General features: G+C 71.6%; 25 protein-coding genes. 11 read left to right on the forward strand and 14 right to left on the reverse strand.

All coding sequences use genetic code 11. The annotated features are described in order from the left end of the window. Positions 1 to 50 precede the first annotated feature (50 nt). Together ABZ893_RS09395 and ABZ893_RS09400 are read left to right on the forward strand one after the other, a co-directional pair. On the forward strand, positions 51 to 284 hold the full coding sequence (locus ABZ893_RS09395; protein WP_361399366.1) for a chaplin: 234 nt from the start codon (positions 51 to 53) through the stop codon (positions 282 to 284). A gap of 140 nt (positions 285 to 424) precedes the next feature. Then, positions 425 to 1,168 carry a chaplin gene (locus ABZ893_RS09400; RefSeq protein WP_361399369.1) on the forward strand — a complete coding sequence of 248 codons (744 nt, stop codon included), beginning with the start codon at positions 425 to 427 and terminating at the stop codon, positions 1,166 to 1,168. 150 nt (positions 1,169 to 1,318) lie between these two features. On the opposite strand, the gene ABZ893_RS09405 is transcribed toward ABZ893_RS09400, so the two are convergent. Then, the gene (locus tag ABZ893_RS09405; protein WP_189217267.1) at positions 1,319 to 1,507 is read right to left on the reverse strand and encodes a DUF5703 family protein; all 189 of its coding nucleotides are present in this window, start codon (positions 1,505 to 1,507) and stop codon (positions 1,319 to 1,321) included. Positions 1,508 to 1,554: 47 nt separating this feature from the next. On the opposite strand from ABZ893_RS09405, the gene ABZ893_RS09410 reads away from it, so the two are divergent. Continuing rightward, positions 1,555 to 2,274, forward strand: a complete 720-nt coding sequence (locus ABZ893_RS09410) for a hypothetical protein (RefSeq protein WP_361399371.1) — start codon at positions 1,555 to 1,557, stop codon at positions 2,272 to 2,274. Between the two features lie 582 nt (positions 2,275 to 2,856). On the opposite strand, the gene ABZ893_RS09415 is transcribed toward ABZ893_RS09410, so the two are convergent. Then, positions 2,857 to 5,358: a helix-hairpin-helix domain-containing protein gene (locus ABZ893_RS09415; protein ID WP_361399374.1), complete on the reverse strand. Its 2,502-nt coding sequence runs from the start codon at positions 5,356 to 5,358 to the stop codon at positions 2,857 to 2,859. Between the two features lie 374 nt (positions 5,359 to 5,732). Then, on the reverse strand, positions 5,733 to 6,716 hold the full coding sequence (locus ABZ893_RS09420) for an aldo/keto reductase (RefSeq protein ID WP_361399377.1): 984 nt from the start codon (positions 6,714 to 6,716) through the stop codon (positions 5,733 to 5,735). A 128-nt stretch (positions 6,717 to 6,844) separates the two neighbouring features. Here ABZ893_RS09420 and ABZ893_RS09425 point away from each other — a divergent pair, with 128 nt between their 5' ends. After that, a complete protein-coding gene (locus ABZ893_RS09425; RefSeq protein WP_361399380.1) occupies positions 6,845 to 7,900 on the forward strand; it encodes an LLM class F420-dependent oxidoreductase in 1,056 nt (351 codons plus the stop codon). 319 nt (positions 7,901 to 8,219) lie between these two features. After that, on the forward strand, positions 8,220 to 9,008 hold the full coding sequence (locus ABZ893_RS09430; protein WP_361399383.1) for a ferritin-like domain-containing protein: 789 nt from the start codon (positions 8,220 to 8,222) through the stop codon (positions 9,006 to 9,008). A 13-nt stretch (positions 9,009 to 9,021) separates the two neighbouring features. On the opposite strand, the gene corA is transcribed toward ABZ893_RS09430, so the two are convergent. After that, the gene (gene corA / locus ABZ893_RS09435; protein ID WP_361399386.1) at positions 9,022 to 10,020 is read right to left on the reverse strand and encodes a magnesium/cobalt transporter CorA; all 999 of its coding nucleotides are present in this window, start codon (positions 10,018 to 10,020) and stop codon (positions 9,022 to 9,024) included. A 61-nt stretch (positions 10,021 to 10,081) separates the two neighbouring features. Here corA and ABZ893_RS09440 point away from each other — a divergent pair, with 61 nt between their 5' ends. From ABZ893_RS09440 to ABZ893_RS09465, 6 genes are all read left to right on the forward strand, one after another. Beyond that, positions 10,082 to 10,768 (forward strand): histidine phosphatase family protein, encoded by a 687-nt coding sequence (locus tag ABZ893_RS09440; RefSeq protein WP_361399389.1) that lies wholly within the window; start codon positions 10,082 to 10,084, stop codon positions 10,766 to 10,768. Between the two features lie 100 nt (positions 10,769 to 10,868). Beyond that, entirely contained in the window at positions 10,869 to 11,459 is a 591-nt protein-coding gene (locus tag ABZ893_RS09445; RefSeq protein ID WP_361399392.1) for a DUF3090 domain-containing protein, read from the forward strand. Next, positions 11,423 to 12,268, forward strand: coding sequence for an SCO1664 family protein (locus ABZ893_RS09450; RefSeq protein WP_361399395.1), 846 nt, complete (start codon positions 11,423 to 11,425; stop codon positions 12,266 to 12,268). The genes ABZ893_RS09445 and ABZ893_RS09450 overlap by 37 nt, the downstream gene beginning before the upstream one ends. Before the next feature lie 127 nt (positions 12,269 to 12,395). Beyond that, positions 12,396 to 12,836: an SRPBCC domain-containing protein gene (locus ABZ893_RS09455; RefSeq protein WP_361399398.1), complete on the forward strand. Its 441-nt coding sequence runs from the start codon at positions 12,396 to 12,398 to the stop codon at positions 12,834 to 12,836. Positions 12,837 to 12,928: 92 nt separating this feature from the next. Beyond that, the gene (gene mshC / locus ABZ893_RS09460; RefSeq protein ID WP_361399401.1) at positions 12,929 to 14,158 is read left to right on the forward strand and encodes a cysteine--1-D-myo-inosityl 2-amino-2-deoxy-alpha-D-glucopyranoside ligase; all 1,230 of its coding nucleotides are present in this window, start codon (positions 12,929 to 12,931) and stop codon (positions 14,156 to 14,158) included. A 264-nt stretch (positions 14,159 to 14,422) separates the two neighbouring features. Next, the gene (locus tag ABZ893_RS09465; protein ID WP_361399404.1) at positions 14,423 to 17,488 is read left to right on the forward strand and encodes an NPCBM/NEW2 domain-containing protein; all 3,066 of its coding nucleotides are present in this window, start codon (positions 14,423 to 14,425) and stop codon (positions 17,486 to 17,488) included. A 63-nt stretch (positions 17,489 to 17,551) separates the two neighbouring features. Here the strand turns inward: ABZ893_RS09465 and ABZ893_RS09470 are convergent, their stop codons facing one another. From ABZ893_RS09470 to ABZ893_RS09515, 10 genes are all read right to left on the reverse strand, one after another. After that, positions 17,552 to 18,607: a PAC2 family protein gene (locus ABZ893_RS09470; RefSeq protein WP_361399407.1), complete on the reverse strand. Its 1,056-nt coding sequence runs from the start codon at positions 18,605 to 18,607 to the stop codon at positions 17,552 to 17,554. 152 nt (positions 18,608 to 18,759) lie between these two features. Continuing rightward, on the reverse strand, positions 18,760 to 19,431 hold the full coding sequence (locus ABZ893_RS09475) for a FadR/GntR family transcriptional regulator (protein ID WP_361399410.1): 672 nt from the start codon (positions 19,429 to 19,431) through the stop codon (positions 18,760 to 18,762). A gap of 93 nt (positions 19,432 to 19,524) precedes the next feature. Further along, positions 19,525 to 20,781, reverse strand: a complete 1,257-nt coding sequence (locus ABZ893_RS09480; protein WP_361399413.1) for an MFS transporter — start codon at positions 20,779 to 20,781, stop codon at positions 19,525 to 19,527. Beyond that, positions 20,778 to 21,800 (reverse strand): aromatic ring-hydroxylating dioxygenase subunit alpha, encoded by a 1,023-nt coding sequence (locus tag ABZ893_RS09485; protein ID WP_361399417.1) that lies wholly within the window; start codon positions 21,798 to 21,800, stop codon positions 20,778 to 20,780. Before ABZ893_RS09485 ends, ABZ893_RS09480 begins: the two co-directional genes overlap by 4 nt. 5 nt (positions 21,801 to 21,805) lie before the next feature. Next, complete coding sequence (locus tag ABZ893_RS09490) at positions 21,806 to 22,030, reverse strand: recombinase-like helix-turn-helix domain-containing protein (protein ID WP_361399420.1); 225 nt, start codon at positions 22,028 to 22,030, stop codon at positions 21,806 to 21,808. A gap of 21 nt (positions 22,031 to 22,051) precedes the next feature. Beyond that, complete coding sequence (locus ABZ893_RS09495) at positions 22,052 to 22,996, reverse strand: PDR/VanB family oxidoreductase (RefSeq protein ID WP_361399423.1); 945 nt, start codon at positions 22,994 to 22,996, stop codon at positions 22,052 to 22,054. 15 nt (positions 22,997 to 23,011) lie between these two features. After that, entirely contained in the window at positions 23,012 to 24,637 is a 1,626-nt protein-coding gene (locus ABZ893_RS09500) for a thiamine pyrophosphate-binding protein (protein ID WP_361399426.1), read from the reverse strand. Between the two features lie 10 nt (positions 24,638 to 24,647). Further along, positions 24,648 to 25,430 carry an SDR family oxidoreductase gene (locus ABZ893_RS09505; RefSeq protein WP_361399429.1) on the reverse strand — a complete coding sequence of 261 codons (783 nt, stop codon included), beginning with the start codon at positions 25,428 to 25,430 and terminating at the stop codon, positions 24,648 to 24,650. Positions 25,431 to 25,477: 47 nt separating this feature from the next. Next, positions 25,478 to 26,230, reverse strand: coding sequence for a 3-oxoacyl-ACP reductase family protein (locus ABZ893_RS09510; RefSeq protein WP_361399432.1), 753 nt, complete (start codon positions 26,228 to 26,230; stop codon positions 25,478 to 25,480). Further along, the gene (locus ABZ893_RS09515; protein WP_361399435.1) at positions 26,223 to 26,744 is read right to left on the reverse strand and encodes a cupin domain-containing protein; all 522 of its coding nucleotides are present in this window, start codon (positions 26,742 to 26,744) and stop codon (positions 26,223 to 26,225) included. The genes ABZ893_RS09510 and ABZ893_RS09515 overlap by 8 nt, the downstream gene beginning before the upstream one ends. Between the last annotated feature and the right edge of the window lie 10 nt (positions 26,745 to 26,754).

A 26,754-nucleotide genomic window follows, 5' to 3' on the forward strand; every position in this document is an offset into this window, starting at 1 on the left:
ACAGCAGGTGCAGTCCGCGGCTGGGACTGCATTGCCAACAAGGAGGAATAATGATCAAGAAGGTCGTCGCTGCTGCGGCTGCCACTGGTGGTCTCGTGCTCGCTGGTGCGGGCCTCGCCGCTGCCGACGCCGGTGCCCAGGGTGCCGCCGTGAAGTCTCCCGGTGTCATCTCGGGCAACGTCATCCAGGTTCCGGTCCACATCCCGGTGAACGCCTGTGGCAACACGGTGTCCGTGATCGGGCTGCTGAACCCGGCCTTCGGCAACACCTGCGTCAACAAGTGACGTTGCTGTGCATCACCCCTTGAGGGTCTGAGTCCTTCGGCCCCGGAGTGCGCGCCATGCGCTCCGGGGCCGCTGGGCATTCCGCGCACGTGTATGGATGCCCGTGCGCATCACGCAAGGCATAAGGCAGGTTGAAAGCTATGCGACAGGTCACGCGTAAAGGCCTGATCACCGTGGCGGCCGCGACCGGCGTACTCGCCGTGACCGGGGGCTACGCGCACGCAGATTCCGGTGCTCAGGGGAGTTCGTCGGGATCGCCCGGCGTCGCCTCGGGCAACTCGATCCAGCTCCCGGTGGACATCCCGGTCAACGCTTGCGGCAACACCGTGAACGTCATCGGGCTCCTCAATCCGGCGGCGGGCAACGACTGCGCCAACGAGTCGAAGCCGAGCGGCGGCCGCCAGAGTGGCGGCGCCGAGGCCGAGGGCGGCACGAGCGATTCGCCCGGTGTCGGCTCCGGCAACCACGTGCAGGCCCCGGTCGACGTACCGGTCAACGTCTGCGGCAACAGCGTCACCGGCATCGGCCTCCTCAACTCCGCGTCGGGCAACGACTGCGGGAACGATTCGGGAGGCGGCAGGACGACTACTCCGCCGGAGACCCCGCCGTCCACGACGCCGGAGAACCCGGGTACGCCGGAAACCCCGGGGACGCCTACGCAGCCGGGCACGCCCGAGCAGCCGACGACGCCGGCCACCCCCGGCACGCCGATCAATCCCGCTACGCCGAACAACCCGGCGCCGCAGGGTGTCACTCAGCCCAAGGGCTCGGAGCAGCTCGCAGAGACCGGCAGCTCGCTGCCGCTCGGGACCGTCCTGCCGGCCGGAGCGGGCGCGCTGCTCGCCGGTGCGGTGCTCTACCGCCGGGCGAGGGCATACATGTGACCACCGCGTGACGCGGTGTGACCGGATAGGTGTGAAGCGGAGCGGGCCCATGACGACGGGGCCCGCTCCGTTCGCTTACCGCGTGGCGCGCGGCTTTCGTTCACCACGTGGCGCGCGGCTTTCGTTCACCACGTGGCGCGCGGCTTTCGTTCACCATGTGGCGCGCAGCTGGCGGATGATCCGCCGACGCAGCCGCACTCTGCGGCTCCCGTCGCGCAGCAGGCTCAGGCGGTCCAACTCCCAGTGTCCGTACTCGGCATGGTCGGTCAGCAGGCGTGTGGCCTCCTTGCGGGAGACCCCGCGAGGGACGTACACGTCGACAAATTCGTATTCCGGCATCGCATCTATTGTGCGGGCACCGGCCGTGTACGGATAGCGTCTGCACTATGTCTGATGCTGCGCAGCCCAGCGCTGCCGAGGTACGCGCCGCCGCCGAGGCGGTCAAGGCTGCGCTCGACCGCCACCTGGCGGCTGTCGAGCGCCGGTCGGGTGAGGACGATCCGGCCGTCTACGAAGCGTTCAACGAACTCGCGGCGGCGGCCGAGGAGTACGACGAACTCCTCTACGACCGCTACGACGAGGTCACTCCCTTCGAGATCCCCAGTGCGGAGGACTCGCTTCCGCCGTACACGGGTCCCGAGGAACCGAACGCCCTGAGCGTGCTGATCCGCCGCGACTACACCGTGGTGGAGCCACAGCGGCTGCTCGCGCAGGCCCAGCGCGTCGCCGACGTGGAGGCCGAGAACGACATCGTCGACGGGCCCGCGGCGGCGGTCGACTCCGTCGGGGGCAGCGTGCACGCCGCGCTCGGCGTGCTGTTCGGAGAGTTCGAACCCGACGAAATCGCCTCCCGGCACAAGGAGTTCGGCCTGGAGGAGGGCGATTCCACGCTCTGGGTCACCGCCTCGGACGAGCCGGCGGAGCCGGGCGAGTGGCTCGACGCCCCCTTCGACCAGGCCGACCCGGAGCAGGTCGTGTGCCGCTTCGACATGAGTGCCGTCTTTGATGACGAGCTGGACGGTGACCTGGAGGACGAGGGGCCGGCTGGGGGTGGGGGCGGGGGCGCTGCGACGGGTGGTCGGGCGCGGCTTGATGCGGGGGGCTGACGTCGATCGTGCGACCGGCTTGCGGTGGTGGGCCGGTGGTGCGGGGCGCCTGCCGGTCCGATCGCTTCGACGGGAGCGTTCCGGCGCGGCTTGACGCTGGGCGCTGACGCCGGCGGGGTGGTCGACGGCGCAGGGCGTCTGCCGGTTCGGCGTGGGCGCTCCGGGCTGGCGGTGACCTGGAAGGCGTGGTCGGTCGGGGCGCGCCGAGCTGCACGTGACCGGTCTGTCGCGGGGGAAGGCTGTTCCGGTGCGGCCTGATGCTGGGCGCTGACGCCCCGCGGGGTGAGCACCCAGCGGTGGCCGATGGCGCGGTGCGTCTGCCGTTGGCGTGAGCTGGGCGTGCTGGTGTGATCTGGCGTGCGAGGGTCCGTCAGGGGCTCGGCGCGGGCTGTTTCACTGCGGCTTGACGCCGGGTGCTGACGCCGGCGGTGTGAGCAGTAGGGATCCGAGGGGACCGGGGTCTTCGGCGGCGGGCGCTGATACTCGCGGCGCGAGTGGCCCGGCGTGAGGGCCGGCGGTGGTGTGAGCGGCAGGGGCGGTGGGCCGGTTGTTCGCCGGTTCGCCGCCCCTGCTGTTCGGTTGCTACTGCGTTGGTGGGACCTGTGCGCGTAGCAGGGTTCCCAGGCGGGTCGTGCGGGGTTTGGGCGGGATCTCGGCCACCGCGTGTGGCAGGGCCGCGTCTGCGCCGTGCACCACCGAGAGGTGGCGCTCCCCGCGTCCGAACGCCGTGTACACCCACGGGCGGCTCAGTGCCTGTGTCGCGTCGCCCGGCAGGACGACCACCGCGGCGGGCCAGCGCAGCCCCACCGCCTGGTGCGCGGTCAGCGCCCATCCGTGCCGCACGGTCCGCTCCACGGCGTTCTGCGGTACGACGACAGGTTCCCCCGCGCAGTCCAGGTGCAGGCCCTCCGCGTCGGCCCGCACCACGCGGCCCGGCACGGTGCGGCCGGGCGCCGGTACGTACGCGATCCGGTCGCCCGGGTCGAAGCCGCCGAAGCGGCCCGGGCCCGGGTTGAGGCGCTCCTTCAGGGCGGCGTTCAGCGCGCGCGTGCCCGCGGCGCCGCCGTGCCCCGGAGTGATCACCTGCGTCTGCTCCGACGGGATGCCGATGGCGCGCGGTACCGAGTCCGCCACCAGCTGGACGGTCCGGTGGATCGCCTCCGCCGCGTCCCGCACCGGAACGATCACGACTTCCTTGCCGGGGGCCTCCACCTGGGTCAGCTCGCCCATGGCGATGCCGGAGACCAGCTCGCCCACCGGGCCGGGGTCCGGGGTGCGGGAGGCGATCTGCGGGCAGACGCGGGCGGCCAGGAGGTCCGCGAAGACCCGGCCGGGGCCCGCCGACCACAGGACGGCCGGGTCGCCGCTGAGGACGAGCCGCGCCCCGTCCGCGAGCGACTCGGCGAGCATGGCCGCCGTCTCGACGTCCAGCTGCGGCGCGTCCAGGACCACCAGCAGGTCCACGGCCAGCGCCCCGTCCTGGTCCCGGCCGGGCCCCTCGGCGCCGGACAGCAGGCCCGCCACGGTGACCGACGTGCCCTCCGGGGCACTGGGGCCGAAGAACTCGGAGAGGCGACGGCGCCCGTCGACGCTGTGCGCCGCCGCGCAGACTCGCAGGCCGAGACGGGCCGCGGCCTGGACGAGGGCGGCGGGCTCGGCGCGGGCCGCCTCGGCGCCGGTGTGCAGGACGAGGCCGTGTCCGGCGACCGCCCTGATCAGCTCGCCGGTCGAACCGCCGGCAGCAGCCGCGGCCGGCTCCCAGTCGGCGAGGGCCTGCGAACCGTCGTCCTTGGACAGCGAGTTGACCAGCCGCGCGAGGCCGTCCGCGAGGCTCTCCTCGGCGAGCGCGTAACGCTCCAGACCGACGAGCACGCGGACGGGCCGCTCGACTTCCTCGCCGTCCTCCTGTGCGGGGGCGGGCGTTGCGCCGGGGGCCTCCTCAAGGGCGTCCTGGAAGACCAGCGCGTCGCCCTCGGCGATGGCGCTCTGCACGGCCTCGTCCGGGTCGGGCACGGCACGCTTGCCGAGCGCGTCCGCGAGCAGCGGCGCGTCGAGGGCGGTGTGCCCGGCGACTGCGGCCTGTTCGAGCAGCCATACGGTGACGGCTCGGCCCCGGCGTTCGTCGTCGGGGCGGCACTCGGCGCCGAGCAGCGCGCGGGCGAATCCGTCGGCCTGCTCGGGGCGCACGCCCGCGACGCGGAGCAGCTGCCACGGGTCCTCGCGGAGCGCTCCGTCCGCGCCCTCGCCGAGTACCGCTGCGGCGGGTGCGGCGAGGGCGGCGGGGGCGCCTCCCTCGGCCAGGACGGCACGCACGGCGTCGACGGCTTCCGCGCCGGGCTCGGCGGGCCTGGCGGGGGCGGCGGCCGGTGTACGGCGGACGGGCTCGGTGGCGACCTTGCGGGGCGCGGGCGCGGGCTCGCTGAACGTGGCGACGGGCCGCTCACCGCTCTCGACGGCCCGAACGGCGGCGAGCAGATCAGCGGCGGTCCCGCTCAACTTCCCGCCGGCCGCGATGGGCCCTTCCTTGGCCGCCTTCCGCTCAGCAATCTTCTCCCGCAGGGCCCGCTGCGCGGCGATCTCAGCGGCGGCTTCGGACTGCTCCCCGCCGGCGGCGGCTTCACCAGTAGTGCCTTCACTTGCGGCGCCGCCTGCGGACTCGCCTCCGGCGTCGACCTCGCCATCGCCATCGCCCCCGTCCCCGGGCTGGCTGCCGTCACGACTCGCGCTGTCGGCCTCGGCCCCGCCCTCAGCTTCGGCCCGGGACTCATCGCCCGCGTCGACTTCGGGCGCACCGCTGCGTCGGGCGTCGGCGTCGGCTACGGGCTCGCCCCCGTCCCCAGGTTCGCTGCCAACACGACTCGCGCTGCCGGGCTCAGACTCGCCCTCAGCGCCGGCCCGGGACTCGTCGCCCGCGTCGACCTCGGGCGCACCGCTGTGTTCGGCATCGGCGTCGGCTACGGGCTCGCCTCCGGCTTCGGACTCGGCGGAGCCGTGGTCTCCGGTGCCGGTCCCGGGCTCAGCGCCGCCCTCGTGCCGGGACTTGCCTTCTGTGTCTGCCTCGGGCCCGCTTCCGGCCTGGGACATGTCCTCGGTATCGACTTCGAGCTCGCTTTCTGCACTGACTTCGGACCGGCCGTCACTTCCGGTTCCGGCCTCGGACTCGCCTGCGGCGCCAACGTCGGGTTCGCCGACGTTCTCGGCGTCGGCCGCGGACCCGCTTACGCCCCTGCCCCCGGCAGCCGCGCCCGCGCCCTCGTCCCGGGACCCCGCCCCGGCCGCCCGGCCGTCGTCCCCCGGACCACCCTCAGCCGGGGGCTCGCCCCCCGCAGGAGCACCGCCCGCACCCGCCCCGCCCCCGGCGCCGGCTCTCGCCTCGGCCGGTGCGTCCGGGGTGCCGGTGTTTTCCTCGGTGTCGGCCGGGGCCGAGCCGTGGCCCTCCTCCGGGGCGGGCTCCGTGGTCACAGGGTGCTCCAGTCCTGATCGGGATAGCGGTGCACGGGTGCCGACACGTCGTCGAGCGCCCGGCAGATCTCGTCAGGAAGACTAAGCGCCTCCACTGACAACGCCGCCGTGAGCTGCTGCGCGTTGCGCGCGCCGATGACGGGGGCGGCCACCCCGGGCCGGTCGCGGACCCAGGCGAGGGCGATCTGGAGGGGCGTCACCGCGAGGCCGTCCGCCGCCGTCAGGACCGCGTCGACGATGCGGGTCGCCGCGTCGTCGAGGTACGGCGCGACGAACGGAGCCATGTGCTCCGACGCGCCCCGCGAGTCGCTGGGTGTCGAGTGCCGGTACTTGCCGGTGAGGACCCCGCGGCCGAGCGGCGACGACGGGAGCAGTCCGATGCCGAGGTCGAGCGCCGCGGGCAGTACCTCCCGTTCGATTCCGCGCTGCAACAGCGAGTACTCCATCTGCGTACTGGCGAGCCGGGTGCGTATGCCCGGCGCGGCCAGTTGCCACGTGCCGGCCTTGGCGAGCTGCCAGCCGGAGAAGTTGGAGACGCCGGCGTACCGGGCGCGGCCGCTGCTCACCGCGATGTCGAGGGCCTGGAGCGTCTCGTCGAGCGGGGTGGCCGGGTCGAAGGCGTGGATCTGCCACAGGTCGACATAGTCCGTGCCGAGGCGGGCGAGGGACGCGTCGAGGGCGGCGAGGAGGTGGCCGCGCGAGCCGTCGAACCGGCGGTCGGGGTCGGGCACGCTGCCCGCCTTCGTCGCGATGACCAGGTCACGCCGCGGCACCAGACCCTCGATGAGCTGCCCGAGGACGTACTCGGCCTCGCCACCGCCGTAGACGTCCGCCGTGTCGACGAGCGTGCCGCCCGCCTCCCAGAACGTCTTCAACAGGTCCGCGGCGTCGTGCTCGTCGGTGTCACGGCCCCATGTGAGGGTGCCGAGCCCGATCCGGGACACTCGCAGGCCGGTGCGGCCGAGATGCCTCTGCTCCATGAGCGCTGAGATTACTGGCCGCACGCCGGATCGTCGGAGGCCTGTGGACAACCGGCCGCAGCCCGCCCGGAATCGGCCGCGCTAGGGTGCCCCGACAAGGTCGTTACTGATGGGTAAGGGGATCGGTCATGCAGCTCGGCATCAACCTCGGTTACTGGGGCGCCGGAATGGACGCGGACAACCTCGCCGTGGCCAGGGAGGCGGACAAACTCGGTTACGCCGTCTGCTGGGCCGCGGAGGCCTACGGCTCGGACGCGCCGACCGTGCTCTCCTTCGTCGCGGCGCAGACCGAGCGCATCGACATCGGCTCCGCGATCATGCAGATCCCGGCCCGCCAGCCCGCGATGACGGCGATGACGGCCGCGACGCTCGACTCGCTGTCCGGCGGCCGCTTCCGCCTCGGCCTCGGCGTCTCGGGCCCGCAGGTCTCCGAGGGCTGGTACGGCGTGAAGTTCGACAAGCCGCTCGCCCGCACCCGCGAGTACGTCGACATCGTGCGCCGCGCGATGAGCCGGGAGCGGCTGAGCTACGAGGGCGAGCACTGGACGCTGCCGCTGCCGGGCGGTCCGGGCAAGCCGCTCAAGCTGACCGTGCACCCGCAGCGCGAGCACATCCCGCTCTACATCGCGGCGATCGGCCCGAAGAACCTGGAGCAGACCGGGGAGATCGCCGACGGCGCCCTGCTGATCTTCCCGGCCGCCGAGCACCTGGAGGAGACGGCCCTGACGCACCTGCGTGCGGGGCGCGAGAAGGCCGGCAAGACGATGGAGGGCTTCGACGTCGTGCCGACGCTGCCCCTCGCGCTCGGCGCCGACAAGGACGTGCCGGCGCTGGCGGACATGTTCCGCCCGTACACCGCGCTCTACGTCGGCGGCATGGGCAGCCGTAAGCAGAACTTCTACAACCAGCTCGCCCAGCGCATGGGCTATGAGAAGGAAGCCGCCGAGATCCAGGACAAGTACCTGGGCGGCGACAAGGACGGGGCGGGCGCCGCGGTGCCGCACCAGCTGATCGACTCGACGACGCTGCTCGGTTCCGTGGAGCGGATCGCCGAGCGGATGCAGGCCTATGCGGCTGCCGGTGTGACGACCCTGACGCTGGCCCCCGCCGGCTTCACGCTCGACGAGCGGATCGCCGCCCTCCGGGCCGGCACCGAGGCCCTGGAGCGGGCCGGACTGGCGTAAGCCGGCCAAGCCGGACTCGCGTAACCCGATCACGGGGCACTCGCGTGACCCGGTCAAAGGGTGGAGGGGAGAAGTGCGGCCGTGGTGGGGGCTCGGGGGTCTTCCCCGCCACGGCCGCGTCACGGGTAACAACGCCCCAGCGCGCGAGGGGTTACGCACGGAAACCGCGCGGCCGGGAGTCCTTCTTTCGGCCGAGTGTTTCTCGTACAGCTGTTGCCTGGTCCGTCATGCCGCATTTGACTCGTTTTCTGTGGAGCCTGGGTGAAACCCCGGTGGAGCCCTCGTAGGCGAACGCGCGGCGCGCATGGAGGTGCCAGAGATGCTGTCGGCCAAAAGCCTGTTCCAGGAGATCCTCGACAACGACGAGTCGTTCAGGCTCTTCTGCTCCATCGCGGCGAGCGGGGAGTCGCAGGGCGGCTGGGAGAACGGCCGCATCGCCGCGCTCGTCCCCGCGAGCGAGCGGGACCTCGCGCCCAAGGTGGCGCGGCACGGCGCCGACGAGGACAAGCACGGGCGGATTTTCAACGCGCTGATGAAGAAGCGAGGCCTGCAACCCGTCGAGGTCCCGCGGGACACCGACTACACGATGCTCCTGGAGAAGCACGGCATCGGCCTCGCGCACGGCCGGCTCAAGCGCGACGAACCGCTCTCCGTGCGGGACATCGTCACGTACCTCGCGCACAGCCGGGTCACCGAGCAGCGCGCCTCCGAGCAGATGGACCTGCTGCGCAAGCACTTCGCCGGCGACGCCGTCATCGGCCGCGCCGTCAAGATGATCTCGGCCGACGAGGACAACCATCTCGCCTACTGCCACGAGGAACTGCTGCGGTTCGCGTACGCCGGTCACGGCCGCGACATCCAGCGCATCCTGCGCGAGTGCGCCCTGGAGGAGATCCGGGTCTACCGCGACGTCAGCCTCGCCGTGATGGCCCACATGGGCCGCATCCTGAGCTGGCCCAAGGCCAAGGCGGCCGCTCTCGCGGCGGGCATCCACGCGGTGTACGCGTACGAGCGGCTCGGCGGCTGGCGGCGCATGGTGTCGCTGACGATGCCGGAGCGGCGCGACGCGCTGGGCGGGCCCCCGGCGACGACCGTCGAGTTCGCCTGACGACGGCAGGCCCCTACAGCCAGCCGCGCCGCTTGAACTGCCGGTAGAGCACGACTTCCAGCGTGACCATCGCGAGGATCACGGTCGGGTAGGACCAGATCCAGTGCAGTTCCGGCATGTGGTCGAAGTTCATGCCGTACACGCCCGCGATCATCGTCGGGACGGCGGCCATGGCGGCCCACGCGGAGATCTTCCGCATGTCGTCGTTCTGGCGGACGCTCATCTGCGCCAGGTGCGCCGAGAGGATGTCCGAGACGAGGCGGTCGAGGCTGTCCACGGACTCGTTGACGCGCATCAGGTGGTCGGTGACGTCCCGGAAGAACGGCCGCGCCGTCTCGTCCACGAAGGGCACGGCCGTGAGGAACTGGCCCGTGCCCGCGAGTCTGGTCAGCGGCATCGTCAGCGGGATCGTGGCCCGGCGGAACTCCAGGATCTGGCGCTTGAACGTGTAGATCCGGGACGCCGTGTTGCGTGAGTGGCCGCCCTCCGGCGAGAACACCTCCGCCTCCAGGACCTCCAGGTCGGTCTGCAGCTCGGCGGCGACGTCCAGATAGTGGTCGACGGTCGCGTCGGCCACCGAGTACAGGACCGACGTGGGCCCGTGCCGCAGCAGCTCGGGATCGGCTTCGAGCCGTTTGCGTACGGCCGCCAGGGGCGAGCCCTCGCCGTGCCGGACCGAGACCACGAACGATTCGCCCAGGAACAGCATCAGCTCGCCCGAGTAGACCCGGTCGCTCTCCGGCTCGTAGACGACCGGCTTGAGGACCGCGAACAGCGAGTCGTCGTACACGTCCAGCTTCGGCCGCTGGTGCGCCTTGAGGGCGTCCTCGACGGCCAGCGGGTGGAGCCCGAACTCCTCGGTCACGCGGTCGAACTCGGCGGCCGTCGGCTCGTGCAGCCCGATCCACAGGAACGAGTCGCCCACGGCCCTGGCCTCGGCGAGGGCCTCGGACAGGTCCGCGGGTCCCTCGGTCCTGAGCCCGTTCTGGTAGATGCCGCAATCGACGATCACGACATGAATTCTTCCCAGTGGGGGTCCACCTCGCACGTCGCGGGAGCCTAGGCTGGCCACCATGCCCACGCTGATCCTTCTCCGGCACGGACGTTCCACCGCCAACACCGAGGGCCTGCTCGCCGGGTGGACTCCCGGTGTGGCCCTCGACGAGCGCGGTGCCGCTCAGGCAGGCGCGCTGCCGGAGCGGCTGGCCGCGGTGCCGCTCGCCGAGATCGTCACCAGCCCTCTCCAGCGCTGCCAGGAGACCGTGGCCCCGCTGCTCGCCGCGCGGCCCGGGCTCACGCCCCACACCGACGACCGCATCGGCGAGTGCGACTACGGCGACTGGTCGGGCCGCAAGCTCGCCGAACTCGTCGACGAGCCGCTGATGGAGGTGGTCCAGCAGCACCCCACGGCCGCCGCGTTCCCCGGCGGCGAGTCCATGCGAACCATGCAGCACCGGGCCGCCGAGGCCGTACGTGAGTGGAACGCGCGCGTGGAGCGTGACCACGGACCGGACGCCGTCTATCTGATGTGCTCGCACGGCGACATCATCAAGTCGCTCGTCGCGGACGCCCTCGGGCTTCATCTGGACCTGTTCCAGCGGATCTCCGTGGAGCCGTGTTCCGTCACCGCGATCCGGTACACGCGGCTCCGGCCCTACCTTCTCCGCCTCGGCGACACCGGCGATTTCGCGTCGCTGGCCCCGCGCGAGAAGCCCGCCGAGGGGGACGCACCCGTCGGAGGCGGTGCGGGCGCCCCGTGATCGTCCGCCGCAGTAGGGTGAAGCCCGCGCGGTGACCGCAGTTGTCGCCGCGCTCGATCAAGCAGTCGGTCCCCGCAGTCGATCCCAATGGAGACAGGACGTGTCCCGTCAGGTGTTCCTCTACGACCCGCCGGAGCGTTTCGTGGCCGGTACGGTCGGGCTCCCCGGGCGCCGCACCTTCTTCCTCCAGGCCTCGGCCGGCGCCCGCGTCACGAGTGTCGCCCTGGAGAAGACCCAGGTCGCCGCGCTGGCCGAGCGCATGGACGAGCTCCTCGACGAGGTCGTGCGCCGCAGCGGCGGAAACGCCGCCGTGCCCGCCGTCGCGCCCGCGGAGATCTCCGACACCGGTCCCCTGGAGTCGCCCGTCGACGAGGAGTTCCGGGTCGGCACGATGGCGCTCGCCTGGGACGGCGACGAGGAGCGGATGATCGTCGAGGCGCAGGCCCTCGTCGAACTCGACGCGGACTCCGACGAAGACCTCGCGGAGGCCGAGGAACGGCTGCTCCAGGACGAGGAGAACGGCCCGCCGATGCTGCGGGTCCGGCTCACCGGCGTACAGGCGCGCGCGTTCGCCAAGCGGGCCCTCGACGTCGTGAACGCGGGCCGTCCGCCGTGCCCGCTGTGCAGTCTGCCGCTCGACCCGGAGGGACACGTATGCCCGCGTCAGAACGGATACCGGCGAGGAGCGTGACCGACTCGGACACGGAGCTGCTCGACCTGCTCACCAGGGGCGAGCTGGCGGTACGGGGGCGGATCCGGGAGGCGTCGAACGCGGTGCTCCTGTGCACGGTGACCCACGAGGGCCGTGAGGCGTCCTGCGTGTACAAGCCCGTCGCCGGCGAGCGCCCGCTGTGGGACTTCCCCGACGGCAACCTCGCCCGGCGCGAGGTCGCCGCGTACACGGTGTCCGAGGCGCTCGGCTGGGGCCTCGTCCCGCCGACCGTGCTGCGCGACGGGCCGTACGGGGAGGGCATGGTCCAGCTGTGGATCCAGCAGCCCGACGAGCCCGCCGAAGGCGGTGAGCTGCTCGCTCTCGTGGACGGTGAGGAGCCGGGTGACGGCTGGAAGGCGGTCGGGTTCGCGGAGGTCGGTGAAGGGCGTACGGCGCTCCTGGTGCACGCCGACGACGCCCGGCTGCGGCGCCTCGCCGTACTCGACGCCGTGATCAACAACGGTGACCGCAAGGGCGGGCACCTCCTGGTCGACGCCGAGGGGCGCCTCTACGGCATCGATCACGGAGTGACGTTCAACACGGAGGACAAGCTGCGCACCCTCCTGTGGGGGTGGGCGGGGGAGCCGCTGACGGGGGAGGCGACCGAGGCCCTGAAGGCGCTCGCGGGCGCCATCGGGGCGGGGGAACCGCTTGCCCTGCGGCTCGGCGAGCTGATCACCGAGGCAGAGCTGGACGCCGTACGCGCACGGGTTGATGCCCTGCTCAGGACCGGTAAGCACCGGGAGCCGAGCGGGGAGTGGCCGGCGATTCCCTGGCCGCCTGTCTGAGAACCGCCCGTCTGAGACCGGTCCGCCTGTCTGAGACCGGTCCGCCTGTCTGGGACCAGGCGCCCCGGAGGCGTATGTCAGTGGCTGCGGCTAGGTTCGAAGGAACCGTCCGGACGGAGGCCACGCCGTGAAACTGATCGTCGAGGACCGGATCGACCGGCCCGTGAAAGACGTGTTCAACACCATCGTGAGCCCGGAGGGTCTCTCCAGCTTCTTCACGGCGGACGCGTCGGCCCCGATGATCCCCGGCACCACGGTGACCTGGCGTTTCGGCCACGTCGACGCCACCTTCGACGTCCAGATCGGGCCCATCGAGACGGACCGGCTGATCTCCTGGAGCTGGCCCGGCGGCGACGTGTCCATCGGACTCGCGCCGGCCGACGACGGTGCTGCGACGTTGCTCACGATCACCGAGCAGCCTCTTGGCGACGGCGTCGAGGGCGCAGCGCGGGCGGTGGGGCAGACGCAGGGCTGGACGTACTTCGTGACCGGGCTGCGGGCCCATCTGCTGCACGGCATCCGTCACTTCGGTCTCTCGGGCGCGATCCGCGCCACGGTCGAGGCCTGACATGGAACCGGCCCTGAGCGCAAGAGCGCCTTCCAGGACAACGGACCCGGTCCGGTTCGTATACGGAACCTCCGTCCGGTTAGGCTCATGTCATGCATGCCTGGCCCGCTTCTGAGGTCCCCGCCCTGCCTGGCAAGGGCCGCGACCTGAGGATCCACGACACCGCGACCGATGGCCTCGTCACCCTCGAGCCCGGTCCCGTCGCCCGTATCTACGTCTGCGGGATCACCCCGTACGACGCGACCCATATGGGTCACGCGGCGACCTACAACGCGTTCGACCTCGTGCAGCGCGTGTGGCTCGACACCAAGCGGCAGGTTCACTACGTCCAGAACGTGACGGACGTCGACGATCCGCTTCTCGAGCGCGCGATCCGTGACGGCGTCGACTGGACCGGGCTCGCGGAGCGCGAGACCGCCCTCTTCCGCGAGGACATGACCGCCCTGCGGATGCTGCCGCCGAAGCACTACATAGGCGCCGTCGAGGCGATACCCGGCATCGTGCCGCTCGTCGAACGCCTGCGGGACATGGGCGCCGCCTACGAGCTCGAAGGCGACGTCTACTTCTCCGTCGAGTCCGACCCGAACTTCGGCCAGGTCTCCCGCCTGGACGCCGCCGCGATGCGCATCCTGTCCGCCGAGCGTGGCGGTGACCCGGAGCGTCCGGGCAAGAAGAACCCGCTCGACCCGATGCTGTGGATGGCCGCCCGTGAGGGTGAGCCGAGCTGGGACGGCGGCTCGCTGGGCCAGGGCCGGCCCGGCTGGCACATCGAGTGCGTCGCCATCGCCCTCGACCACCTGGGCATGACCTTCGACGTGCAGGGCGGCGGGTCCGACCTGGCCTTCCCGCACCACGAGATGGGTGCCTCGCACGCGCAGGTCCTCACCGGCGAGTTCCCCATGGCCAAGGCGTACGTCCACGCCGGCATGGTCGCCCTCGACGGCGAGAAGATGTCCAAGTCCAAGGGCAATCTCGTCTTCGTCTCCAAGCTGCGGCGCGACGGCGTCGACCCGGCCGCGATCCGCCTCGCGCTGCTCGCGCACCACTACCGGTCCGACTGGGAGTGGACCGACGAGGTCCTGAGCGACGCGGTGGCCCGGCTCGGGCGGTGGCGTGCGGCGGTGTCCCGGCCGGACGGGGCTCCTGCGGAGGGCTTGGTCGAGGAGATTCGTGTGGCGCTGTCCAATGACTTGGACGCGCCGGCTGCGCTGGCTGCCGTTGACCGGTGGGTCGAGACGCAGGTTGTCGAGGGCGGTACGGATGAGGGGGCGCCCGGCGTTGTCTCTCGTGCCGTCGACGCGCTCCTTGGGGTGGCCCTGTAAAGGGCTGACGTCTCGGGGCTCCGCCCCGGGCCCCGCTCCTCAAACGCCGGAGGGGCTGAATTTTCCGGGCCCGCTGGAACCCAAGCGCCGGAGGGGCTGGATTTTCCGGGCCCGCTGAAACCTGAAGCGCCGGAGCCGCTGGATTTCCTGGCCCGCTGCAACCTCAACCGCCCCCGAACTCCACGGAGTTCGGGGGCGGTTCGTTTTTGCGGTGTGACCGCTTTGTCCTTGGCTACGTGCTTGTTCCTGCGCTAAAAACGCGCTATGCAATCACCAATACGCACAACGCGACGCCTGAGAACGCTCGCTGCGGGCACCCTGCTCGGCCTGTGCGCAGCCTTCGCCGGGCCCGGCCTCGCCCAAGCCGCCGACACCTCCGGCACCGTCGGAGACGTCACCGGGTTTCATGACGACGGGGCGAGTTACACGCTCGACGCCGGTGAGGCCAAAGCTCGCGTCAGTTTCGTGTCCGATGAGACCTTCCGGATCGAGCTCGCGCCGGACGGGAGCTTCAAGGATCCCGCCGGGGACGCCATCGTGCTGCCGCAGGGCAAAGCGCCTTCCACCCGGTGGAAGGACCAGGGTGACCGGTACGAGCTGAGCAGTGCCAAGGTGACGCTGCGGGCCTACAAGTCCCCGTTGCGGTTCGCCCTGTTCAGGAACGACGGGACCAAGCTCTGGGCGGAGAACGCGCCGCTCAGCTGGACCGCCGACACCACGACGCAGTCCCTGGAGCGCGGCGCCGACGAGCAGTTCTACGGCGTCGGTATGCAGAACGGGCGCGGCAACACCTCGCTGCGCGGCCAGACCGCCAAGGCCGAGGTCGACTACAACTGGAACGACGGCGGTCACCCCAACTCCGTTCCGTTCTATCTCTCTTCGGCCGGCTATGGCGTCTTCCGGAACACCTTCGCCCCGAACACCTACACCTTCGGCGCGCCCGTCACCGCCGCCGCCAAGGAACACCGCTTCGACGCCTACTACTTCGCGGGCAGCGCCAACGAGGGCGCCAAGGGCGTCATCGGCCAGTACACGAAGCTCACCGGCAAGCCGTTCATGCCGCCCGTGTACGGCCTGGAGCCGGGTGACGCCGACTGCTACCTCCACAACGCCAACCGCGGTGAGCGGCACACCCTCGACTCCCTGAAGATCGCCGACCAGTACGTCGAGAAGGACATGCCGCTCGGCTGGATGCTCGTCAACGACGGCTACGGCTGCGGCTACGAGAACCTGCCCGACGCCGGCAAGGGACTCCAGGAGCGCGGCGCCCAGCTCGGCCTGTGGACCCAGGACGGCATCTCCAAGATCGCCGACCAGGTCAAGGCGGGCCAGCGCATCGCCAAGCTGGACGTCGCCTGGGTCGGCTCCGGTTACAAGTTCGCGCTCGACGGCTGCAAGGACGCGTACAAGGGCATCGAGGACAACAGTGACGCGCGCGGTGTGACCTGGGCGCCCGAGAGCTGGGCGGGGGCGCAGCGCTGCGGTGTCCAGTGGTCCGGCGACCAGACCGGCACCTGGGACTACATCCGCTGGCAGATCCCGACCTACGCCGGCGCGACGATGTCCGGACTCGCTTACACGACCGGTGACATCGACGGCATCTTCGGCGGCAGCCCCAAGACGTACACGCGTGACCTCCAGTGGAAGATGCTGCTTCCGATGTCCATGACGATGGACGGCTGGGCGGCCTCCGACAAGCAGCCGTTCCGCCAGGGCGAGCCCTACACGTCCGTCAACCGCAAGTACCTCAAGCTGCACGAGTCCCTGCTGCCGTACCTGTACTCGTACGCGCACGAGGCCACGAAGACCGGCGTCGGCGCTGTCCGGCCGCTCGCCCTGGAGTACCCGGACGACCCGAAGGCCGCGACGGACGCCGCCAAGTACGAGTTCCTGACCGGTGACGACTTCCTCGTGGCGCCCGTCTACAAGGACACCACCGTCCGCGACGGGATCTACCTGCCCAAGGGCACCTGGACCGACTACTGGACCGGCCGCGTCTACCAGGGCCCGACCACGATCGACGGCTACAGCGCGCCCCTCGACACCCTGCCCCTGTTCGTCAAGGGCGGCGCCACCGTGCCGATGTGGCCCGGCGGCATCCGCTCGTACAAGGACCGCACCGCCGACTCCCCGCTCGCCTGGGACATCTACCCCCAGGGCAAGTCCACCTTCGACCTCTACGAGGACGACGGCGTGACCCGCGAGCACCGCGACGGCGCCTACGCCACCCAGCACGCCGTCGTCGACGCGCCGCGCTCCGGCGCGGGCGACATCAAGGTGGAGATCGGCGCGAGCAAGGGCGACTTCAAGGGCAAGCAGAAGACCCGCCCGTACGCGTTCACGGTGCACACCGGTGACGCGCCGTCCCGCGTGACGCTCGGCGGGACCGCCCTTGACCGCCTCGACTCCAAGGCGGCGTACGACAAGGCCGACGCGGGCTGGTTCTACGACCGGGACGACCGGGGCGGTGTCGTGCGCGTCAAGACGCAACCCCTGTCCACGGACCGGGAGTTCAGCCTCACGCTCGAAGGCACGAGTGCCGTCGGCGGGGCCGTGCCGGGTGCGCAGGCCGCCGTCACCGTCCCGGACGGCCAGGAGCTGGGCGCGGGCGCGACCGGCAAGGTCGCCGTCGACGTGACGGCCGGCTCGCGGGACGCCACCGGGGTCGACGTGACCCTCGACGCCCCGGCCGGCTGGCAGGCCGGTGAGGCCGCGCGGATCGACCGGATCCCCGCCGGGGAGACCCGCCGTGTCGAGGTGCCGCTGACCGCCGCGAAGGACGCGGCGGCGGGCGAGCAGCCCCTCACCGCGAGCGCCCGTTACAGCTCCGCGGACGAGGACCGCACCGCCCAGGGCCACTTCGCGGTCGCGGTGATGCCCGAACCGCCGACGGGCGACGCCTGGGCCAGCGACCTCGTGTGGCTCAAGTCGACCAACGGCTACGGTCCCGCCGAACGCGACCGCAGCAACGGCGAGTCCGGCGCCACCGACGGGCACACGCTGACCCTCGCGGGCAAGACGTACGCGAAGGGCATCGGTGTCCACGCCGACTCCGACATCGAGGTCTACCTCGGCGGGCAGTGTTCGAAGCTGACCGCCGACGTCGGCATCGACGACGAGATCAAGGGCTACGGAGAGGTGGCCTTCTCGGTCGAGGCCGACGGGAAGGTCCTGTGGACCTCGCCCAAGGTCACGGGTGCCTCGGACACCGTCCCGGTCGACGTGGACCTGACCGGCGCACGCCACGTGCACCTGAAGGTCACGGACACCAACAACTCCAAGACCGGTGACCACGGGGACTGGGCTGCCGCCAAGTTCATCTGCGGCTGATCGTGCATGGTGAAAGGGGCGGTGCACACAGCGTGTGCACCGCCCCTTTCACCATGGTTGCCGCTACTCCGGCGAATCCTCGGACGAATCATCGCCCGAGTCGGCAGCCGCGTCCGTGTCGCCTCCCGCGCCGGAGGTGTCCGCGCCGGAGGCCTCCGTGCCCGTATCGGGCCGCTGGGGACGTGGCGGACGCGTGCGTTCGCTCGTGCTGTCCCGCAGGTAGGACGCCGTGTCACCGCCGCCGTCCGTCGCCAGGCCGGCCGGACCGCCCGCTGGGCCGCCGTCCCTGCGCCGCAGATACCGCTCGAACTCGCGGGCGATCGCCTCGCCGGACGCCTCGGGCAGCTCCGCCGTGTCCCGGGCCTCCTCGAGCGACTGCACGTACTCGGCGACCTCGCTGTCCTCCGCCGCCAGCTGGTCCACGCCCAGCTGCCACGCCCGGGAGTCCTCGGCCAGCTCACCCAGCGGGATGCGCAGGTCGATCAGGTCCTCCAGGCGGTTGAGCAGCGCGAGCGTCGCCTTCGGGTTCGGCGGCTGCGACACGTAGTGCGGCACCGCCGCCCACAGCGAGACCGCCGGGACGCCGGCGTGCGTGCAGGCCTCCTGGAGGATGCCGACGATGCCCGTCGGACCCTCGTACTTGGTCTCCTCCAGGTCCATGGTGCGCGCCAGGTCCGGGTCGGACGTGACGCCGCTGACCGGCACGGGCCGCGTGTGCGGGGTGTCGCCGAGCAGGGCGCCCAGGATGACGACCAGCTCCACACCCAGCTCGTGCGCGAACCCGAGCAGCTCGTTGCAGAACGAACGCCAGCGCATCGACGGCTCGATGCCCCGGACGAGGACCAGGTCGCGCGGCTTGTCGCCGCCGACCCTGACCACGGACAGCCGGGTCGTGGGCCAGGTGATCTTGCGCACGCCGTTGTCGAGCCACACCGTCGGCCGGTTGACCTGGAAGTCGTAGTAGTCCTCGGCGTCGAGCGCCGCGAACACCTCGCCCTTGAACTCCTTGTCCAGGTGCGCGACCGCGGCGGAGGCGGCGTCACCGGCATCGTTCCAGCCCTCGAACGCGGCCACCATGACCGGGTCGATCAGCTCGGGAACCCCCTCGAGCTCGATCACCCAGCGCCTCCTTCCAATGTGCCCTCACGTACGCCACCAACCTTACGGCGTCCGGGAGAGCCATCCGCAGCCCCCTTGAAGAGGGATTGACCGGATCACTGCCCCGCGACGGGCCCTCGCACTCCCCTCTCACACAGGGAGGGGAACCGCCCTCAGAGCGTGGACCGCAGCCACTGCTCGACGCTCGCGATGTGCACCGTCGACCACGACCGGGCAGCCTCGGCGTCGCCGTCGCGCAGCGCCGCGAGGATCGCCCGGTGCTCGTGCAGGGTCCGGCTGACCGCGTCCTCCTGGGTCAGGCCCCGCCACACGCGGGCGCGGGTCGTCGGTCCGGACAGGCCGTCGAGGAGCGAGCACAGGACCGAGTTGCCGGAGCTCTGCACGATGCCGCGGTGGAACTCCAGGTCGGCGGCGACGAGTTCCTCCACGGAGGGCTCGGGGCCGAGCGCGTCCAGCTGGGCGGCGAGCGCGTCGAGCCGCGCGCCGTCGATCCGGGTCGCGGCCATCGCGGTCGCGGCCGGCTCCAGGATGCGGCGCACGGCGAGGAACTCCAGAACGGTGTCGTCACGGTGGAAGTCGACGACGAAACTCAGGGCCTCGAGCAGGAGTTGGGGGTCGAGGCTCGTCACGTACGTGCCGTCGCCCTGCCGCACGTCGAGGATGCGGATGAGGGAGAGGGCGCGGACGGCCTCGCGCAGAGAATTGCGGGAGAGGCCGAGGTCGGCGGCCAGTTCGCTCTCTTTCGGGAGCCGGTCACCAGGGCGCAGCGCGCCTGAGACGATCATGCCCTTGATCTTCTCGATGGCCTCGTCGGTGACAGCCACGGCACCCCCTCTGCTCAAGCCGGAGGGCAGATACCTCCGATGTCTCGCACCATTATGTGCGCAGCCGGCCAGAGAGCCAGGGGGTGCCCGCGATCAGGAACGGGCGGGCGCCTGCTCCGCGCTTGCGGGCGACGCCATCGGGCTCTGCGGCGCCGGACGCAGCAGCAGCCAGCCGCCGCACAGCAGCGTCACCACCTGCGCCCCGGCCAGCAACGCGAAGCCCGCGCCGAAGCTGTGTCCGCCGCTCGCGGCGATCGCCACGCCCATCGCCGTCGGCATGAACGCCGAGACGAGGTTGCCGACCCCGTTCACCACGCCGTACGCGCTGCCCACCACGTGCGCCGGGGCGCAGCGCTGCACCAGCGTCGGGATGGCCGGGCCCTGAAGCCCCCAGAAGCCACCGGCGAGGACGAGCCCCGCCGCGGCGACGCCGTCGCTGTGCGCGCCCATCACCACGAGCACACTCGCCGCGGTGCCCGCGGAACCCACCACGAACAGCAGCGGCAGCAGCCGCGCCGGCAGCCGGTCGAGCAGGAACCCGCCGAGGAAGCCCGAGGCCAGCGACATCAGGAACGGCAGCGACGACACCGCGCCCATGGCCGCGAGCGAGAAGTGCCGCTCCTGGAGCAGATACGAGGGGAGCCACGCCGTCGATCCCCACAGATAGCCGAGCGTGGCGATCTCCACGAGCAGGATCGGCACCAGACGCGGCATACGCAGCGCCTCCCGCAGCGTGCCGGTGGCGCCCTTGCCGCCCGCCGCGCCCCGCAGCCCCCGGCCGTGCACGAACAGCGCGATCAGCGGCAGCCCCACCGCCGCGTTCAGCGCGGCGAGAGCGAGGAACGACGTGTGCCAGTCGAACCGGTACACGAGGTACGTGATCAGCGGCAGCCCCACCGCCGTGCCCAGGGACACGCCCATCGAGCTCACCGCGTTCGGCTTGCCCGCCTCGTGCGGCGCGAAGTGCTCACGCACGTACATCGTCTTGAGCGAGAACAGCGGTCCCTCGGCGGCGCCGAGCAGCGCCCGCAGGGCGGTCAGCGTCAGCGCGCCGAGCGCGTACGGCGACAGCAGCGTCATCACCGACCACAGGGCCACGCTCAGGAACAGTCCGCGCCGCACCCCGAGCAGCGTCTCGTACAGCGGGGTGAGGACGAACGCCGCGATGCCGTACCCCACGAGGAACGCGGTGCTCAGCGCGCCCTGCGCCACCCGGTCGCCGGTGATCCCGAAGTGGTCGGTGAACGCCCGGTCGGTGACCAGGACGGATATGTTCACGCGGTCCACATAGCTGATCAGGACGACGACCAGGAGGGTTAAGACTCCCGCCCAGCGGGCTCTGCTGCTCATGCGCCGGCCTGCTCCTGGGCCTTGGCGCGGTACAGGCGCCGCAGGCGGACCACGCCGAGGTCGTGCTGGTACAGGTTCTCCTGCTGGTCGGCGTCGGCCGGCATGGCCTCCAGCATCACGCGGTCCTGCTCCAGGACCTCCCAGTGGCGCTTCTCGATGAGCGTCTTGTAGAGGAAGCGCCAGGTGTCGCGCTGCCAGCTCTCGACGCGGCGGTAGCGCCAGAAGAAGACGCCGCAGCGGTCCTCGTCGACCGGGCAGACCATGCCGACGATGCCGAACGGCCCGCCGGGACCGGCCGACGGCGGGTACGGGATCGACAGGTCGACCCAGTCCGCGCCGGTGTGGCACAGCTCGACCCAGTCGAAGTTGACGCCCCGCTGGTCGGTCTTCTCGAAGAAGTAGCCCCGCTCGGTCTCCCGGATACGGAACTTGGCGGCGGTGTCACCCTCGAACATGGTGTGCGAGTCGTGGTGCAGGAAGGCGCCGTGCATCGGGTCGAGCAGGTTCTCGACGGCGTAGCGCCACGGCACGTTCCACTCGGCGTAGCACAGGAACGCGTCCGTGCCGGGGTCGGTCAGCGGGTCCGGGAGCGTCAACTCGGCCGGTTCCGGGTGCTGTTCGTCGCCGAAGTAGGCGAGGATCGCGCCGGCGGCCTCACGCACGGGCAGCGACCGGACGAGCTTCTTGCCCTCCAGGTTGCAGCCGGGCAGGCCGGGCACCGAGGCGACGGTGCCGTCGCCCTGGACCTCGACGCCGTGGTACCAGCAGGCCACCCGGTCGCCCAGGTGCTTGCCGAGCGACAGGGGCGCGCCGCGGTGCGGGCAGCGGTCCGCGAGCATCGACAGCTTGCCGTCGGAGCGGCGGAACAGCAGCCAGTTCTCGCCGAGCGCGGTGACCTTGCGCATCGCGCCGGGCGCGACGAAGGAGGAGGGGACGACGGGGTGCCACTGGTTGCGCATCCCGGTCGCGTAGATGTGGTCGGCGGCGGAGGCCGTCTTGGGTGTCGTCGTGGCGGTCATCCGGATCACGCTCCCAGTCGCTGCATCTCGGCGCGGAACGAGTCCTCGGTCCACGGGGCGCCGTCGGGGGCGTGGACCTGTCGGGCGTTGAGCCCGCGGATGACGTCTTCGAGCTCGTGGCCGTCCTTGGTGAAGACCTCTTCCAGGGTGGCGGCCAGCTTGTACTCGTAGGGGGTCGGTTCGTGCGTACGGGACTGGTGGACGTCCAGGTACGGCCAGGTGGTGGTCACACGTGCCTCCAGGAAAAGGGTTTACAGATCGAGGGCCAGGCGCCCGGAGGCGCAGCGCGAGACGCAGATCATCATCGAGGCGCAGGAGGCCCGCTCGGCCTCGGAGAGCAGGAAGTCGCGGTGGTCCGGTGTGCCGTCGAGCACCCGCGTCTCGCAGGAGCCGCAGATCCCGTCCCGGCAGGAGCTTGCCACGTCGATGCCCGCGGCCTCGGCAGCCTCCAGGATCGACGTGTCGGCGTCCACGGTGAGCGTGAGACCGGAGGTGCGGCACTCGACCTCGAACGCCTCGTCGTCCCCTGACCGTTCGACGACCGGGGCCGCGAACCGCTCCAGGCGCAGCTGCTCGGCGGGGCACTTGGACTCGACCGCGGCGAGCAGCGGCTCGGGCCCGCAGGAGTAGACGAGGGTGCCCTCCGGCAGACCGGCGAGCGCCGTGTCCAGGTCGATGTGCCCGAGCTCGTCCTGCGGCACGAACGTCACGTCGCCGCCCAGCGCCGTCAGCTCGTCGACGAACGCCATCGACGCGCGGGTCCGGCCGCCGTACACCATGCGCCACTCGGCGCCCCGGCGCGCGGCCTCGCGGGCCATGGCGAGGATCGGGGTGATGCCGATGCCGCCGGCGACGAAGACGTAACCCGCCGCGTCCTCCAGGGCGAAGTGGTTGCGCGGCGCCGACACGGTGACCTTGCCGCCGGGCCGCAGCTTCGTGTGCACGTGGCGCGAACCACCGCGCGAGGACGGCTCGTTGAGGACACCGATGCGGTACGACGTCGGGGTGCGCGGGTCCGAGCACAGGCTGTACTGCCGGACCTGGCCGCCCACGTGGACGTCGAGGTGGGCGCCGGGCTCCCAGGCGGGCAGCGGCTTGCCCTCGGGGTGGGTCAGCTCGACGGAGAGGACGCCGTCGGCCTCCCAGGTCATGCGGTGCACGAGGAGGTCCAGAGTGGACTCGTCGGTGGTGGTCATGGCTGCAAGGCCTCCCTACGCGGTCGGGATCTTGACGGGCGGGGTGAACGGGTTCTTCATCGGGCCGAGCGCCGCGAGGTCGACCTCGACCAGCGTCGGTCCGTCCGAGGCGACGGCCTCGGAGATCACGGGGTCGGCGTGCTCGGCGGCCGAGATGCGCAGGTACGGCAGTCCGCAGGCGCGGGCGAGCAGTTCGAAGTCGGGGGTCGCGAGGTCCACCCCGGAGCGGCGGTCGCTGTGCGCGTCCTGCATGTTGCGCAGGACGCCGTAGCCGCCGTCGTTGAAGACGATCAGCGTCAGGCGCGGCCGCTCCTGGGCCACCGTGAGCAGTTCGCCGAGGTGGACGGCGAGTCCGCCGTCGCCCGCGATGACGACCGTGGGGGCGTCGGGCCGGCCGAGCGCCGCGCCGATGCCCATGCCGAGGCCCTGGCCGATGCCGCCGCCGCGCGGGAAGACGTTGTCGCGCGGGTCGTACATGTCGAGGAGGCGGTTGCCCCAGCTGCTCGACGGGATCGTGACGTCGCGGGCGACGACGGCCTCACGGGGGAGCGCGGCGCGGATCGCGTCACAGATCGCGGCCTGCGGGCCGATGTTGTCGTGCAGCGTCGCGCGGACCTCGTTGCGGACCTCGGTCGCGCGGGCCGTCCAGCCCGCCTCGGCGGGGCGCGCGTGGGGGAGCAGCCGCTCGATGACCTCGGCCGCGTCGCCGTGCAGCGCGACCTTGGCCGGGTACACCCGGCCGAGCGCGGCCGCGTCCACGTCGATCTGGATGTGTGCCTCGGGCAACTTCAGGCCGTAGTCGGAGGTCTCGTTGGACCGGAAGTGCGTACCGATCGTGATGAGCACGTCCGCGTCGGCGAGCAGGGCCCGGCCGGCCGGCGTCGTCGCGAAGTTGCCGACGACCTGCGGGTGGTCCTCGGGGACCGAGCCGCGCCCGGAGTTCGACGTCAGGAGCGCGGCACCGGTCGCGGCCAGCAGGTCCGCGAGCTGGGTACGGGCGCGGGTGGCACCGCCGCCGGCCCAGATCACCGGACGCTCGGCCGACGCCAACAGCGCTGCGGTAGCGGCGAGTTCGGCCTCGTCGGGCGTCGGGACGACCGGCTCGGCGAAGGGCGTGACCTCGTCCGTCTGGGCCGCGTACTGCAGGTCGATCGGCCACTCCACGCTCGCCGGGCCACCGGGAGCGGCGAGGGCGGCGCGGGCCGCCTCGCGCAGGATGCGTCCCGCCGAGTCGGCGGACGGCACGGAGGCGGCGTACTTGGAGACCGCCGTCAACATGCCCAGCTGGTCCTTGGTCTCGTGGATGAAACCGCGGCCGCTGCCCAGGAACTCCGACTCGACCTGCCCGGTGATGTGCAGGACCGACGTGCCGGACGACAGGGACTCGATGAGGGAGCCGGCCGCGTTGCCCGCGCCGGTGCCGGTCGAGGTGAGCGCGCAGCCGAGGCCGCCACGGGCCCGGCCGTAGGCGTCGGCGGCGTTGACGGCCGACGCCTCGTGACGCACGGGCACGAACCGCAGTTCACGGTCGACGGCCTCGACGAGCGGCAGGTTGTGCACGCTCACGATCCCGAAGACCGTGTCGATGCCCAGTTCCCGCAGAACGGCGACGAGGAGATCGCCTCCGGTGTCGTAACGCATGGTGGTCTCCTCAGAGGATGCCGCGGCCGACTCCGCCGCAGACGTCGATGCTGGTTCCGGTGATGTACGAGGCGCGCGGCGAGAGCAGCGTGACGATCGCGTAGGCGACCTCTTCGGCCCGGCCGAGCCGCCCGAGCGCGATGCCGCGGTCGGCGGCGAGTTCCGCCTGCCAGTCCTCGTAGGAGAGGCCGGAGCCGGCGGCGGCGTGCCGGCGGGTCCACTGGCCGGTGTCGACGAGGCCGAGGCAGACCGAGTTGACGCGGATCCCCTCGGGGGCGAGCTCGGTGGCGAGGGACTTGGAGAGGTTGAGAATGCCGGCGCGGGCGGCGCTCGTCGTGATCAGCTTGGTCTCGGGCTGCTTGGCCAGGACCGCGTTGATGTTCACGATGGACGCGGCGTCCGACGCGGCGAGGTGGGGGCGCGCGGCGTGCAGCGGGTTGAGGACGCCGGCGAACTTGAGCTCCAGCTCGTCGCGCCAGTCCTCGGCCGTCGACTCGTCGAGGTTCTTCATACGGGACTGGCCCGCGTTGTTGACGAGTCCGTCGATGCCGCCGAACGTGTCGGCGACGTGGTGCACGAAGTCCCGTACGGACTTGGCGTCCCGCACGTCGCAGACGCCGGTCAGGAGCCGGTCGCTGCCGAGGCGCGCGGCGGCCTTGGCGAGGCGGTCGGCGTCACGGCCGCAGGTCGCGACCCGCGCGCCCTCGTCCAGAAGGGCGCGGACCGTGGCCAGGCCGACGCCCGAGCTGCCGCCGGTGACCAGAACAGTCCGGTCGGCGAGGCCCAGATCCATGAATCTGCTCTCCTGTGGGTGAGTTGAGTGGGGTGGGGCGAGGTCGGTCAGTGCATCGTGAAGCCGCCGTTGACGGCGATCACCTGTCCGGTGAGGTAGCGGGACTCCTCGCCGAGCAGGAAGGCGACGAGACCGACCAGGTCGTCCGCCTGCTGGGGCCGGGAAATGGCCCGGTTCGAGGCGTACAGCGCGTGCCGTTCCTCGGGGACCGTCTCGGTGGCCTCGACCTCGGTGAGGCCGGGGGCGACCGCGTTGACGGTGATGCCCTTGTCGCCGAGTTCCCTGGCCATCGCCCGGGTCAGCGCGATGACCGCGCCCTTGGAGGCGATGTAGTGGGCGAGCCGGGGCGAGCCGTAGAGCGCCGCGTCCGAGGCGATGTTGACGATCCGGCCCGGCGACTCGAAGAGCGGGTACAGGGCCTTCGACACCAGCCAGGGGCTGCGGGCGTTGACCGTCATCAGCCGGTCCCACACCTCGACGTCGATGTCCTGGAACTCTTTGCCGCCGACGCCGTTGGCGAGGGCCGCGTTGTTGACCAGGCCGTACAGCGGGCCCAACTCCCGGACGTTGTCGGCGAGTTCCTCGACCGAGCGGGGGTCCGCCACGTCGCAGCGCACGAAGTGGGCGTCCAGCCCGTCCCCGCGCAGCTCCTCGGCGGCGCGGGCCCCGCGCTCCTCGTCGAGTTCGGCGACGACGACCCGGAAGCCGTCCTCGCCCGCCCGGCGGGCCATGGCCAGTCCCAGGCCACGGCCCGCCCCCGTCACGACGACGGTGCCGGCGCCCCGGGCGGGGTCAGTCACGGGTGACACCGTGCATCGGCGAGTACTCGGGGTACGACGGGACCTGCGGCTTCTGCGTGCCGATGACGACGCAGAACAGCGCGTCCGTGTCGCCCTCGTTCTTGAGCGAGCGGGTCACACCGGCCGGTACCACGATCATGTCGCGGTAGCCGAGGGTGCGGTACTCGACCTCGTCGGGGCCGCGGTGGATGCCGACCTTGACCTGGCCCTCCAGGACGAAGAAGGCTTCCTCGACGTCGTGGTGGGTGTGGGCCGGGCCCTCGGCGCCGGGCGGCAGCAGCATGTTGGAGAAGGTGAAGCCGCCGGACGGGATGATCCGCGAGTCGCCCTCGTGGTTGCCGGTGGCGCCGGAGCCGACGTAGCGGATCTGGCCGCGGCGGAACTGCGGGCCCGCCTTCTCCTGGAAGGAGAGGGTGTCGAAGTCCGCGACACGGGACTCCTTGGAGGCGATCAGCGAGTCGGTGTACTTGCCGAGGTCGCCGCCGTTGTCGTATTCGGTGGTGGTCAGAGGCATCGTGGAACTC

The sequence above is a fragment of the Streptomyces sp. NPDC046821 genome, from assembly GCF_040645335.1.
Taxonomy (GTDB): domain Bacteria; phylum Actinomycetota; class Actinomycetes; order Streptomycetales; family Streptomycetaceae; genus Streptomyces.